The following is a 13,963-nucleotide window of genomic DNA, read 5'->3' on the forward strand; positions in this document are numbered from 1 at the left end:
CAAAATCTATAAAAATATTTGAATGATAAGATTCCTTATTTTACATATTTATTGATAAATGGTATTGACTGCAATGTTTATTAGAGACTTAAGCTTTGGAGATTGACAGCGCCTATGGAATTTGACGTTATACTTGTCATAGCTCTTGTTGTTATGGTTGTTATTTTTGTGCAACTCCGTAATGTATTAGGGAAACGAATTGGGTTTGAAAAGCCACCCTTTGATCCTTATTCACGACGTTCTAAAAAACAAGTTGAAGCAGAAACGGCTGATAATATTGTTTCGTTCCCTCATCAGAAAAATTCACAAAAAGACGACTTTAGTGAAATTGATAAAATTTCACCGGAGGGGAGTGTTTTGAATAAAAATTTGCGGGAATTTCATAGAATTGATCCTCATTTTTCTCCTCAACTTTTTATAAAAGGTGCACAAATTGCGTATGAAATGATTGTAACAGCTTTTGCCAAAGGTGATCGCAATCAACTTAAAAGCTTGCTTTGTCAGGATGTTTTTGAGAGCTTTTGTATGGCTATTGAGCAACGAGAAAAAAATAAAGAAAGAATAGAATTCACTTTTGTTGGAATTAATAAGGCTGAATTTGTTGCGGCGGCAATACAAGAAAAAGATGAACTTTTAACGATACGTATTGTCAGTGAGATGATTTCTGTTACTTATAATGAACAGGGCGAGCGTATAGACGGTGATCCTGATGCTATTGTAGAAATCAGGGATATTTGGACTTTTGTTCGCAATAGTTTATCGTCAGATCCCAACTGGAAGCTTTTTGCTACAGAAAATGAAAATTAAAATACTTTTTGTTTTTCTTCCATAAGCATTCAATGATTTATGAGAAATTAAAATGTCCTCAAGTAAATGGAGACAAAAAAGAGATTTATTGGCTTCACAAGATCGTCTTTTATGGGAGATGGTTTGTCGTACGATAACACCGCTTCACGGTAAGATGCTCTCTTCTACTTCAGAAACTATTGCAAATATTAATGATAAAAAACAGCCTGTAACTCAAATCTCCTCATTGTCTCAGGAAAATCAACAACCCTCGACAATTATTAAAAGAGAAAAGAGGTCAGTTACACAAGCACAAAAGATTCATTTCTTTGATCATGTTGCATATCGTAAAATTTCCCAAGGTCGTTGTCCTCTTGAGGCGCGTCTTGATCTCCATGGTTATATGCAGGAAGAAGCTTATTTTTTCTTAAAAAAATTTCTACAGTCCTCTCAGCAGAGAGGATTGCGTTATGTCCTTGTGATTACAGGAAAAGGACGATCCGTTGGGAGCGATGGAGCTTTGTATAGATTTGTTCCGTATTGGTTATCAACACCAGCTTTTCGATATTATGTCCACGCGTTTGAGCAAGCAGCGCGTCAGCATGGCGGAGAAGGTGCGCTTTATGTTTGGTTGCGCCGTTTTGTGTCGGGAGAAGGAAAGTGATGTTATTGTGGTCGCTCTAGATTTTATATTTATTTATACTTATAATTTATTGTTTTTGTATATTTCGTAAGAGCCTTGAATACAATATTCCCTTCTTTATAATTTTTTATAAAAAATTATAAAGATATTATTTTACATTCTACGTATTGCTTCACGCTTTTGTTTATCGCATTCTTTAACGGGGCACATCCCTCACGCAAAACAGAATGATATTGAATTGCATATATTCACAGGCTTGTTTTAAAGAAACATCTCTCAACGCTCCCAAGCCTATTTTGCGACGGCATCCGTGAAGAGTATAATGATAAATCCATGAAGCATCCCCTATCTTTATACTTAATAAAAGGGCAATCTGGCATCATCATACACTTTGCCATCTCCCAATGTTGCAACAACCCTTTAAGTCCTTGGCACTTGAAAGCATTTATAAGAGGCATGCTTTTCTTTAAGTGTTTTTAACTCTCCACAGTTCTCATCTCGCTCGTGACGCCCAAACAAAAGATTTTGATTGTTTCAATATAAGAGGACTTAAAATGAGAGAGATATAAATGGATCTCATTCATCTCATTCAGGTTGCAAAGCGATAAATTATTTTTATAAACCACAGCATTACTCTATATAAATACACGAAGAATAAAAACATGAGAAATTGAGAAACTAGCTTATTCAAAAGATGTCACTATGGATAGTGTTAAAAGCAGTACAACTAAATTAAAGAAAATTGTGAAAATAAACAGGAATATAACTTTACAACACACAGCTGCGCAATAGCACCAAAAGATACAGTTTCGTTGAATAGTTTCATGAAGAAATTTTTTCATTTATTAAAAGCTCCATTAAATTTCTTTCTCATAATAATTCGATAATTAAAATTTAATAGCGAAGCGCAGAAGGCGTAGAATACGAGATTCAATTGAGGATATTACACTCTTATCCGACGTCTTTCAGATATTGGTTGAAATGCTAGCTTAGCATGAAAGGCACAATAGGGGCTATTTTCATCAGAATCTGCACCACAAAAATGAAAATCTGCTGATAATGGATCGCCAACCGGCCATCTACATGTATTTTCACTCAATTGTAGAAGATTAAGTTGACGTGATATAGGCACAACTACATTGGATTTTGTGGACATATCAACTTCTTTTACATCTTCCACTACAAATTCTGTCTTTAAAGCGGTTTCTTCAATACTTACAGATGATGTGTTTATTGGCGATACCGTGGATGTGTTGCGACGCACACGTGGAGATGATGGGCTGCTACTTCCCACGGGAGTTTTTTGCGCACGCGTGCTTCCTTGTGCTGTCTTACCACGTCCTGGTAACTTTAATCGATGTACTTTGCCGATGACTGCATTTCTGCTGACCCCACCTAATTGAGCAGCAATTTGACTTGCACTTAACCCTTCACTCCAAAGCTTTTTAAGAAGCTCAACGCGTTCACATGTCCAACCCATACCAGCACTCCATTCCGATTACGTCACTAAGATGCTCTCCCCCGTTGCATCTTCAAATGTTTAAATAATGTTTTCATTACGCTGAATGAAAGAACTTTACACTCTACGTGAGCATAAAAAAATCATCCAACCTGTGGATTTACAAATCAAAACACATCATCTTGCTTATTATATTGTAAATTACAATATGCACTCACTCTATGACAAGAGTCTTTACCTCTTGAAGAGTTTATTTAGAATGTTTTCCCCAACTTGCAAATCAATCATAGGTTAAACTTTCACTTTTGTTTAAGGCTTTTTCCCAAAATGCTTATTTGTAGAACCTTCATTGACTTTTTTTCAATTGGTGTAATGATCTATTCTATAGGTGTAATCACTAATCGTAATGAAATGTTGAAAGCACCGTAACGAAATATACCATGCTGTTTTATTTGTAGTGTTGCTTTGTACATATATATTGAAAAGACTAAAATATAAAGGGAATTATGATGGATGCCGTCTCTATACAACCACTTTATGAATGCTTCGCAAGACGAAATTTGCATTTTGAACAAGGGCATGGTGTATGGCTTATTTCCGATAAAGGAGAACATTATCTTGATTTCACATCTGGTATTGCTGTTAACGCATTAGGGTATTCACATCCAAAATTGGTTGATACGCTCAAAATACAAGCTGAAAAACTTTGGCATATTTCTAATATTTTTCAATCTCCTGAACAGGCATCTTTTGCCACGCGGCTTTGTGCAAATAGTTTTGCGGATAAGGTTTTTTTCTGCAATTCAGGTACTGAAGCATTGGAGTGCGCATTCAAAACGGCACGCCATTATTACTATGCTTCTGGTCATTCAGAACGCATTGAAATAATTACTTTTGAAGGGGCATTTCATGGACGTACACTTGCTGCGCTTGCTGCGACTGGGCATGAAAAATATCTTGAAGGCTTTGGACCTAAAGCTGGTGGATTTATTCAAGTACCTTTTTGTGATGAAGTCGCTTTGCGTAACGCTATTAATAAAAATACCGCCGCTATTCTTATTGAACCTATTCAAGGAGAAGGAGGAATACGAACGGTCCCTCATGAATATTTAAGATTTTTGCGCAAAATATGCGATGATAATGGTCTGTTATTGATTTTAGATGAAGTCCAAACGGGTATAGGACGAACAGGAAAGCTTTTTGCTTATGAATGGAGTGATATCACGCCTGATATTCTTACCCTCGCAAAAGGATTAGGAGGGGGATTTCCATTAGGTGCTTGCCTTGCAACGGATAAAGTTGCAAAAAGCATGACACTTGGGACACATGGCTCAACCTTTGGAGGAAATCTTCTTGGAATGGCTGTAGGAAATAGTGTTCTTGATGTTTTGTTAGAGCCAAGTTTTCTTAACCATGTTCAGCGTATGGGGGATAAACTAAAAAGTGGACTTTTGCACATTCTCAATATCTATCCTGATATTATCTGCGCAGTTCAGGGGATGGGGCTTATGTTGGGTATTCAGTGTATTGTGCCTTCAAATCTTGTCGTTAATGCTTTGGAAAATGAATATCTCTTAAGCGTTGCAGCCAACAACAATGTTGTGCGCTTATTGCCTCCTCTTATCATTAGGGAAGAAGAAATAGATGAAAGTTTACATCGTATTGAAAAAGCAATTTCCTATCTTTCGCAAATAAATAAAGAAAGACAAATATCACACATATGACAAATGCTCTTCGTCATTTCACGGATTTATCCATTTTAACGCCAGCAATGGCACGTGCACTGATTGATTATGCAAAAATTCTTAAAGCATCTTTTAAGGCAGGAAAAGGTTCAAAACCTTTTATAGGTAAAACACTCGCGATGATTTTTGAAAAACCATCCACACGAACCCGTATTTCATTCGATATCAGTATGCGCCAGCTTGGCGGAGATACGATCATGCTCACGGGTTCAGAGATGCAACTTGGTCATAGTGAAACCATAGCTGATACGGCGCGCGTTTTATCCCGTTTTGTGGATATTGTGATATTGCGAACAACGAAACACCAACGTATGCTCGAATTGGCGCAATATGCACAAATTCCTGTCATTAATGCCCTTACAGATGATACACATCCTTGCCAAATTCTAGCAGATATCTTAACCTATGAGGAACATAGAGGGCCTATTTCTGGTAAAATATTTGCGTGGATGGGGGATGGTAATAATGTGCTCCATTCCTTAATTGAAGCCGCAGCTCTTTTTGGTTTTCATTTGCGTATTGCTACTCCAAAGGGCAGTGAACCACAGGAAAAATTTATACATTGGGCACGTGAGCGAGGAGCACATCTTATGCTAACCCATGATCCCCAAAAAGCAGCTCAAGATGCTGATTGTATTATGACCGACACATGGGTCTCCATGGGACAAGAATTTCGTGCTCGCAGTCGTTCTATTTTTCAGCCTTATCAAGTCAATGAATCTCTCATGAAATTAGCAAAACCTGATGCTCTTTTTATGCATTGTCTTCCTGCTCATCGTGGTGAAGAAGTGGTTGATTCTGTGATTGATGGACCGCACTCCGTTGTTTTCGATGAGGCTGAAAATCGTCTTCATGCTCAAAAAGCAATTCTTTCTTGGTGTTTACAAGATGCGTTTTTCTCTCCACAATAGCCTCCCTACAACAAATTATATAAAAAAGGCAAAGCTATGAGTGAACAAGCTAAAGATGAAGCCTCTCTCAACAACAACTTCTTGCATGAAGATGATAGTGTTATTCCCTTTCAAGTTGAAGAACTTGATATCCGTGGACGTGCCGTACAACTTGGGGAAACTTTAAATTCTATTCTCACAAGACATCAATACCCTGAACCGGTTTCTTATCTTCTAGCAGAAGCTTTACTTTTAACGGTTCTGCTTGGAACTTCTCTAAAACTTACGAGAAAATTTATTTTACAAACTCATTCCGATGGACCAGTTAATATGTTGGTGTGCGATTTTTCGCCTCCTTCCAGTTTACGTGGATACGCTCGTTTTGATAAAGAACAGCTTAAACAAGCCATAGACAATGGTCAAACCTCTTCAGAAACACTTTTAGGAAAAGGCACTTTAGCTTTCACAATTGATCAAGGTCCCCATATGCAACCCTATCAAGGGATAGTTGCATTAGATGGATCAAATTTACAAGAAGCTTCTCGTATGTATTTTGATCAATCAGAGCAAATTCCTACCGATATTCGTTTGGCTGTGGCCATATTAATTAATCGTGACCAACAAGGAAAACCGCAGAAAAGCTGGCGAGCTGGAGGTATTTTGATCCAACTTTTACCCCAAGAATCGTCTCATCATAAAATAGATACCCCTCATCAAAAGCGAGAAGAAACGAAAACTCATACCCAATTGGATAACCAATGGCAGGAAGCTAAAATACTCATGGCAACGATTGAAAGTTCAGAATTAACAGATCCCCAAGTCGGTAGTAAACAGCTCTTGTTCCGTCTTTTCCATGAACAAGGTGTTAGAGTTTTTAACCCTTTTTCTCTTGTCGATCAATGTTCTTGTTCACACGAAAAAATTAAAGGAATCCTAGAAGGCTTTTCTATTGATGAACGCAATAAAATGGTTAAAAATAAATATATTTCAGTCACATGTGAATTTTGCTCAAAAACATATTGTTTTACACCGCAAGAATTTTTAGAAGAAAAAACATAATCAAACATTTTTCATAAAAAATGATGATTACAACAAAAGCCTATTTTATTTGCGTCATAAAAGTTTACGCATAAGCTCATATGAACTTCTAGAATATTTCTTGTCTTAGAGTTTTTTTAGTGTATACGAGTGATCGTTCTGTTGAGATCGGTAATTACGTCATAGAGTGCTTAAAAAAGAGTTCTCTGTAAAATATATTTTCTCCTCTCGAAAAAGCTTCTTTTGTACTTTTTACATCTCAAAAGTTTATTTCTTACAATGAATTCTTTTATAATTTTCATTGATAAATTGATTATGTACTCATAACTTATCTTCTCTGTTAAATGAGACTTTTTGATTGTAGTCATATTTTCTTACTCGAATTTATCTTATTAAGACTCAATAAAGCTTATTAGTTATAATCATAAGGGAAATTATCGAGAGAATAAGAATGTATAGATTCAATATAGACTTATGGAGTCTATTACGAACAGATAAGTGTAATGGGAATAAATATAACAATGACGCTGCAAAAGAGCAGATTTATTATTTTATAAAGATGAGAATAGTGGTGAAGTCCCCTCATAACAATGTGTATTTCAGATAAAAAAAGCGGAGAAAAAATACTATATGATTTTGAAAACAATAGTTGGTTGCTGTCACTAAGCTAACGATGGTTCTATAGCAATATTATTTTGTCCAAATAATCAAAAATAAAGCTCCCAAACAGATATTTAATCTCTAAAGAAAAATGAAAACTACTTAAAATTTTTGTCATATTTTGGAGGTTTGTTCTACAGATATTTCTTTACACATGTTTTTGAATCAACAATGATAATACTCTTGTAAAATTTTTCTAAGAAGAATGATGGTCCGTATAAATAAAATAGCATACATAGCATGATAAAACGTTATGTTTTTACAAACCTGCATTATTTTTCTTCTGTCATAATCGCTTGTTCAATTTTTGGTAGAATTTTTTTTTGATAAATTTGCCATGTTAAGGGACCAACATGTTTGGCAATAATGATGCTCTCTTTATTCAAGAGAAAGGTTTCTGGAGGTCCATATATTCCCCAATCAATGGCTGTATATCCTGAATCATCAAAGCCAATAAATTTAAAAGGATTACCAAAACCGTTTAAAAAGCGCAGGGCGTTTGTTTTATTGTCTTTGTAATTAATACCAATCAGATCAAAACGTTTATCTTGTGCAATTTGCATAAGAATAGGATGCTCTTCGCGACAGGGCAAACACCAAGAGCCCCAAAAATTAACCAATGTAACCCGTCCTTTAAACTGTTTTGAATTGAGATAACTTTCTTTATCAAGAAGAGGAAGATGAATATTGGGAGCAGGTTTTTCAGCCAATGCGTTTGGGAGAAGAGAAGAATCTTGAAGGTGTTTTTTATCCATAAAGTTGAAAAAAAACATCATGAGAAGAAGAAAAAGAACAAATGGTCCAAAAAAAACAAGCAGAACAGGCAAAGATATATTTTTTTTAAGTTTGGAGGGATGTTTTTCATTATACTTTTCTTTTTGTGACAGCTCTTTTTTGTTTAGTTGTTGGAGAATTTTTTTTTGGTATAGAGCTTTGCAAAGAATATATCCAATAAGACATAAGAGGGATATTGCAGAAAGCACATAGCTTAAAACAACAATTTGCTCGTGTTTAAGGGTGCTCAGGAAAAAATCAATTTTCTGAGATAGATTTCCTAAAAGTCCGCCGTGGATGCCATTTAGGTCGAGCATGATGAAGCGTCCTGTTGTTGTGCACGACGGGATTTTTTAATCTGAAGTATTCGGATATAATGACGATTGATTTCATTTCGCATAGCCATCAAATAAAGAGCAATAAACATAAAGATGAAACAAAAGAGCATTGTTATAAGGGGCCATAACATAGCATTGTCGATTGTTGATCCTCCAGCACGTAACAATGATGCTGGTTGATGCAATGTATTCCACCAATTAACGGAAAATTTAATAACAGGGATATTAACAAATCCAACAAGTGTAAGAATTGCAGTAGCACGAGCGGCTTTTACTTGGTTGTCAAAAGCACGCCCAAGCAGGATAATGGAGAGATAGATAAAAAGCAGAATTAAAACTGATGTTAATCGTGCATCCCAGACCCACCATGTTCCCCATGTAGGTCGCCCCCAAAGCGCTCCTGTCATGAGAGCCAAGGCGGTAAAAATTGCCCCAATAGGCGCTCCACATTTAAGTGCTACATCAGCAAGATGATATTTCCAAATCAGATTTCCTAAAGCCGCTGCACTCATCGTTACATAGCAGAATGTAGACAACCACGCAAAGGGTACATGAAGGTACATAATCTTAACAGTAATGCCTTGTTGATAGTCATCAGGGGAATGCATCACTAGAATAAGCCCTAAGATAAGGAAACACAATGTTATGCCGGCCAACCAAGGTAAGACGACTCTGCTTATTTTCATGAAAAGGGTGAAACTTGCAGGGAGTAACCTGATTTTATATGTACGAGATAGTTTATTCATAAAATTCATAATAGGCAGAGTTTTGCTATGCGGCAATCATCTTTTATTATTCTGATAAAAGTTTAAGCGTTATCGCAGCAACAAAAGAGCTAAAGAGACTCAAAAGAAGTGAAAAAGCGCTGAGAAGAGCTAGAGAAGTGAGAAAAGAGGTATTTGGGTTTATTGGGGCTGTAGCAGCGGAAACACCAAAAATCATAATTGGAATGATCCACGGCAAGATAATGATAAAAATAAGCAAAGTACTGTGCAACAATGAGGTTGCGAGTGCAGCGCCTATAGCACCAATAAAAATAATAGCTGGTGTTCCGCATAAAAGGGTAAGTATTGTTGTAAAAGTTATTACTACATCTAAATGGAGCATGAGGGCTAAAATAGGTGTGGCAAAAATAAGAGGAAGCATTGTTCCTACCCAATGGGCAAGACATTTTGTAAAGACAATTAGTGTAAAACTTTGTCTTTTTCCTGAAAGGATAAATTGGTCGAGATTACCATCATCGCGATCGATTTGGAAAAGTTTGTTCAGATTGAGGAGTCCTGCAAGAAGGGCTCCAAACCACAATATACCTGGTCCTATTTGTGCAAGAGTTTTGGGATCTGGTCCAATGGCAAAGGGGGTTATGACAACAACAGCGATAAAAAACAATAATCCTGTTAGTGAAGTGGCTTGTAGCGCTAATAATAGTTTAAGATCACGCCAGAACAGTGCTTTCATTTTATTCTCTCCTAGAGAGGTAAAAATTTTTCCAGAGCGATTTTATGGTTTTCTGGAATGCCTATGGAATTATGAGTTGCAGCGATAATCATACCACCTTGATTGAGATGACGCTGGAAAATACGAGCAAGGAGTTTTTGAGCATGGTTATCAAGCCCAGATATTGGTTCATCTAAAATCCAAAGAGGACGATAGGAGAGCAAAAGGCGCGCAATAGCTACGCGTCTTTGTTGTCCAGTTGACAGAGCGTTAAAGGGTAAATGTTCAAGGTTAGAAAGACCAATATCGGCAAGAGCTTCATGCGCAAAACGTAAATGTTGACCGTAAAAATCTGCCCAAAATTGCAAATTATCAATGACAGATAAGAGAGGTTTCATAGCATTTTGAGGACCAAGATAATGACAAGCAGTTGCAACAGGGTATATTTGATCATGGTCTTTAAGTATTATATGACCTTCAGCAGCCTCAAGAAGACCGACAATGATTCGGAGTAATGTAGACTTTCCGATACCATTAGGACCGGTGATTGTCATAAGTTGCTGTGAAAATAAACAAAAAGAAAGACCTTGAAACAGAATTTCCTCGTTTCTGTAAGCGGCTAAATCTTTGCCTGATAACACCATGTGATTGCCTATTTTGTTTTTATTTTCATATTCTTTATTGCATTATAGAATAAAAAACACATTTTTTATGCAATTGTACCTAGAATAGTTCTAGAAATAGTTCTATAAGGGATACCTTACATCAATATCTGGTGTAAAATGGTTTCTGGCGCTGATTTCCGCATTATGCCTAGAGGGTGGAGGGGGAAATGGATGGCGGAGGTAATTGCGTCTGCGCTCAAGCTGCGACCTTGACTCGTAGTTTGTGTTGTTCATTCCTGGAAATTGGGTGGTTATAGTATGAGGGTGGACAGTCATGACTCAAATTGATAGCTTTAATTGTCGTAGAGTATTAAATGTTGGTGGCAAAGAATATACTTATTATAGCTTGATTGAAGCGGAGAAGAACGGACTTGAAGGTGTTTCTCGTTTACCGTTTTCGATGAAAGTTATTCTCGAAAATTTATTGCGATTCGAAGATGGTCGCACAGTTAAAAAAGAGGATATCTTCAATGTTGCTAAGTGGTTAAACGACAAAGGGAGCGCTGGGGCAGAAATTGCTTACCGTCCTGCACGTGTTCTTATGCAGGATTTTACAGGTGTTCCAGCAGTTGTTGATCTTTCTGCAATGCGTGATGCTATGGTTAAACTTGGCGGTAACGCTGAAAAAATCAATCCTCTCATTCCCGTTGATCTCATCATTGATCACTCAGTTATTGTTGATGCTTTTGGCAATTCCATGGCTTTTAAGGAAAACGTTGAGCATGAATATGAACGCAATGGTGAACGCTATCGTTTCCTTAAATGGGGGCAACAAGCCTTTCAAAATTTTCGCGTTGTTCCTCCAGGAACAGGGATTTGTCATCAGGTTAACTTAGAATATTTAGCACAATGTGTATGGATGAAGAATGAAGAGGGCTGTGAGACGATTTATCCTGACACCTGTGTGGGAACTGATTCGCATACGACTATGGTAAATGGTTTAGGGGTTTTAGGTTGGGGTGTGGGTGGTATTGAAGCAGAAGCAGCAATGTTAGGCCAACCTGTTTCTATGTTGTTACCTGAAGTGATTGGTTTTCGTCTAACAGGTAAACTTAAGGAAGGTGTAACAGCCACCGATCTCGTATTAACGGTGACCCAAATGCTACGTCGGAAGGGTGTTGTCGGTAAATTTGTTGAGTTTTTTGGTCCTGGTTTGGAGCATATGACGCTTGCTGATCGGGCAACGATTGGAAATATGGCACCTGAATATGGAGCAACGTGTGGTTTTTTCCCAATTGATAAGGAGACAGTGCGTTATCTCAATATGACAGGGCGTGATGAAAGTCGGATTGCCTTAGTGGAGGCTTACACCAAAGCACAAGGGATGTGGCATGATGAAATGGTGGCTCATCCCATTTTTAGTGATACAATTGAATTAGATATGGGAACCGTTGTTCCTTCTATGGCTGGTCCTAAACGTCCTGAAGGACGTATTGCATTGGAAAATGTTGGGCAGGGTTTTGAGAAGGCATTGGTCGAAGACTATAAGAAGACTTCTGGACAAGATAAGCGTTATCAGGTTGAGGGTGAAGAATATACGCTTGGTCACGGTGATGTGGTGATCGCTGCGATTACGTCGTGTACGAATACATCGAATCCAAGTGTTCTTATTGCTGCGGGTCTTTTGGCACGAAATGCTGTGGCAAAGGGTCTTAAGAGTAAACCATGGGTAAAAACTTCTCTTGCACCTGGTTCACAAGTCGTTGAAGCTTACCTTCAAAATTCGGGTCTGCAAAAAGATTTAGATGCATTAGGATTTAACTTAGTAGGATTTGGGTGCACAACATGTATTGGTAATTCTGGTCCTTTGCATCCAGCTATTTCCAAAACGATTAATGACAATGGTATAATTGCATCTGCGGTTCTTTCAGGAAATCGTAATTTTGAAGGGCGTGTTTCCCCTGATGTGCAAGCGAATTATTTAGCTTCACCACCGTTAGTTGTTGCACATGCGCTCATCGGGACGGTGTGTAAAGATTTAACCAAGGAGCCTCTAGGTAAAGATTCAAATGGCCACCCCATTTATTTGAGAGATATTTGGCCAACTTCTCAAGAAATACAGGAGTTTATCGAAAAAAATGTCACGCGGAAGGTTTTTGCCGAAAAGTATGCAGATGTTTTTAAGGGAGATGAAAATTGGCAAAAAGTTCAGATTCCTACGGGTTCTACCTATTCTTGGGATGAGCAATCCACCTATGTACGCAATCCACCTTATTTCGATGATATGCAGAAAACACCTGATATCTTACCAGATATTAAAGATGCACGGATTTTAGGTTTATTTGGTGATAAAATCACGACGGATCATATTTCTCCTGCTGGTTCTATTAAAGCAGCTTCTCCTGCCGGAAAATATTTAATGGATCATGGTGTTAAAGTGGCTGATTTTAATCAGTATGGAACGCGTCGTGGGAATCATGAAGTTATGGTGCGTGGGACCTTTGCCAATATTCGCATTCGTAATTTCATGTTAGGGGAAAATGGTCGAGAAGGAGGTTATACGGTTCATTATCCGTCAGCGGTAGAACAAACCATTTACGATGCAGCAATGGCGTATAAACAAGAAGGTATTCCACTCGTTGTTTTTGCAGGTATTGAATATGGTAATGGATCATCTCGCGATTGGGCTGCCAAGGGGACCAATCTTCTTGGTGTCAAAGCAGTGATTGTGCAGTCTTTTGAAAGGATTCATCGCTCTAATCTTGTTGGTATGGGCATTGTCCCTTTTGTTTTTGAGGAGGGGCTAAGTTGGAAATCTTTAGGCTTAAAGGGAGATGAAAAGGTGACAATTGAAGGGATTCATAACTTGAAACCTCGTCAAAAGACTGTAGCGAAAATTACTTTTTCTGATGGTACGGTAAAAACCGTTCCATTATTATGCCGTGTTGATACTGAAGATGAGCTAGATTATTTGCATCATGGTGGAATTTTGCAATATGTCTTGCGTAAGTTAGCCGTTTAAATTCTTTTGTTTGTTAAGGAATATCTATTATTAAGCTATAAAGTTGCGGATCAAAGAGTTTGGCTTCGTTTTTTTATGGCTATCTTTGAAAATCTAATTGACGTTAGCTTTAGGATTGCGCTATAACCCACACGGTTATAGGCAGCTTTATAGTTTTGCTTGGGTTGGATTTATTTATATTGGTAGAGTTGTTATTGAGACTCATTTTACCAAGGTGTTGAAAGAGAGATTATATTTATGGCGAATACACCTTCTGCTCGAAAAGCGGTGCGCAAGGTTGCGGCGCGCACACAGGTTAATAAGGCCCGCCGTTCACGCGTTCGTACTTTTATACGTAAGTTTGATGATGCTTTAGCGGGTGGCGATAAGGCATCTGCAGAGATTGCATTTAAGAATTTTGAGCCTGAAATTATGCGTGCAGTTTCTAAAGGGGTTTTTCATAAAAATGCTGCTGCGAGGAAAGTATCGCGTTTAGCTAAACGTTTGAAGGCTCTCAGCGTTTAAGCTTTTTCTCCTTTAATTGAGAACAAAGCCAGTATCCATGAGGATGCTGGCTTTTTGTTTAT

The 13,963-nt window shown here is 37.6% G+C and carries 12 protein-coding genes and 1 pseudogene; 7 read left to right on the forward strand and 6 right to left on the reverse strand.

Going from position 1 to position 13,963, the window contains the following annotated elements; all coding sequences use genetic code 11:
- Positions 1-114: 114 nt before the first annotated feature.
- Complete coding sequence (locus tag ACFINH_RS03425) at positions 115-807, forward strand: Tim44/TimA family putative adaptor protein (RefSeq protein ID WP_375612823.1); 693 nt, start codon at positions 115-117, stop codon at positions 805-807.
- Positions 808-859: 52 nt separating this feature from the next.
- Positions 860-1,450: a Smr/MutS family protein gene (locus ACFINH_RS03430; RefSeq protein ID WP_375632155.1), complete on the forward strand. Its 591-nt coding sequence runs from the start codon at positions 860-862 to the stop codon at positions 1,448-1,450.
- Positions 1,451-1,585: 135 nt separating this feature from the next.
- Here the strand turns inward: ACFINH_RS03430 and ACFINH_RS03435 are convergent.
- Positions 1,586-1,834: pseudogene (locus ACFINH_RS03435) on the reverse strand (Arm DNA-binding domain-containing protein); the annotation flags it as partial.
- Between the two features lie 538 nt (positions 1,835-2,372).
- Positions 2,373-2,909 carry a GcrA family cell cycle regulator gene (locus ACFINH_RS03440; RefSeq protein ID WP_375617530.1) on the reverse strand — a complete coding sequence of 179 codons (537 nt, stop codon included), beginning with the start codon at positions 2,907-2,909 and terminating at the stop codon, positions 2,373-2,375.
- Positions 2,910-3,397: 488 nt separating this feature from the next.
- On the opposite strand from ACFINH_RS03440, the gene ACFINH_RS03445 reads away from it, so the two are divergent.
- Genes ACFINH_RS03445 through ACFINH_RS03455 form a run of 3 tightly spaced genes read left to right on the forward strand, consistent with a single transcriptional unit; the run spans position 3,398 to position 6,582 of the window.
- Positions 3,398-4,612, forward strand: a complete 1,215-nt coding sequence (locus ACFINH_RS03445) for an aspartate aminotransferase family protein (protein WP_375632172.1) — start codon at positions 3,398-3,400, stop codon at positions 4,610-4,612.
- On the forward strand, positions 4,609-5,544 hold the full coding sequence (gene argF, locus ACFINH_RS03450) for an ornithine carbamoyltransferase (protein WP_375629244.1): 936 nt from the start codon (positions 4,609-4,611) through the stop codon (positions 5,542-5,544). The genes ACFINH_RS03445 and argF overlap by 4 nt, the downstream gene beginning before the upstream one ends.
- A 36-nt stretch (positions 5,545-5,580) precedes the next feature.
- Positions 5,581-6,582, forward strand: coding sequence for an Hsp33 family molecular chaperone (locus ACFINH_RS03455; protein ID WP_375632156.1), 1,002 nt, complete (start codon positions 5,581-5,583; stop codon positions 6,580-6,582).
- 911 nt (positions 6,583-7,493) lie between these two features.
- Here the strand turns inward: ACFINH_RS03455 and ACFINH_RS03460 are convergent.
- The 4 genes from ACFINH_RS03460 to ccmA all read right to left on the reverse strand — a co-directional run bounded on the left by ACFINH_RS03460 (position 7,494) and on the right by ccmA (position 10,414).
- On the reverse strand, positions 7,494-8,108 hold the full coding sequence (locus tag ACFINH_RS03460) for a DsbE family thiol:disulfide interchange protein (protein ID WP_375632173.1): 615 nt from the start codon (positions 8,106-8,108) through the stop codon (positions 7,494-7,496).
- 191 nt (positions 8,109-8,299) lie between these two features.
- On the reverse strand, positions 8,300-9,079 hold the full coding sequence (locus ACFINH_RS03465; protein ID WP_375611426.1) for a heme ABC transporter permease: 780 nt from the start codon (positions 9,077-9,079) through the stop codon (positions 8,300-8,302).
- 46 nt (positions 9,080-9,125) lie between these two features.
- Positions 9,126-9,791, reverse strand: a complete 666-nt coding sequence (ccmB, locus tag ACFINH_RS03470; RefSeq protein WP_375611427.1) for a heme exporter protein CcmB — start codon at positions 9,789-9,791, stop codon at positions 9,126-9,128.
- Between the two features lie 11 nt (positions 9,792-9,802).
- Positions 9,803-10,414 (reverse strand): heme ABC exporter ATP-binding protein CcmA, encoded by a 612-nt coding sequence (gene ccmA / locus ACFINH_RS03475; RefSeq protein ID WP_375611428.1) that lies wholly within the window; start codon positions 10,412-10,414, stop codon positions 9,803-9,805.
- A 295-nt stretch (positions 10,415-10,709) separates the two neighbouring features.
- Between ccmA and acnA the strand changes: the two genes are divergently transcribed.
- Positions 10,710-13,397, forward strand: a complete 2,688-nt coding sequence (gene acnA / locus ACFINH_RS03480) for an aconitate hydratase AcnA (RefSeq protein ID WP_375632157.1) — start codon at positions 10,710-10,712, stop codon at positions 13,395-13,397.
- A 237-nt stretch (positions 13,398-13,634) separates the two neighbouring features.
- Positions 13,635-13,901 carry a 30S ribosomal protein S20 gene (gene rpsT, locus ACFINH_RS03485; RefSeq protein WP_273790272.1) on the forward strand — a complete coding sequence of 89 codons (267 nt, stop codon included), beginning with the start codon at positions 13,635-13,637 and terminating at the stop codon, positions 13,899-13,901.
- Positions 13,902-13,963: the final 62 nt, after the last annotated feature.

The sequence above is a fragment of the Bartonella sp. AA74HLJMH genome (assembly GCF_042197045.1).
Taxonomy (GTDB): domain Bacteria; phylum Pseudomonadota; class Alphaproteobacteria; order Rhizobiales; family Rhizobiaceae; genus Bartonella.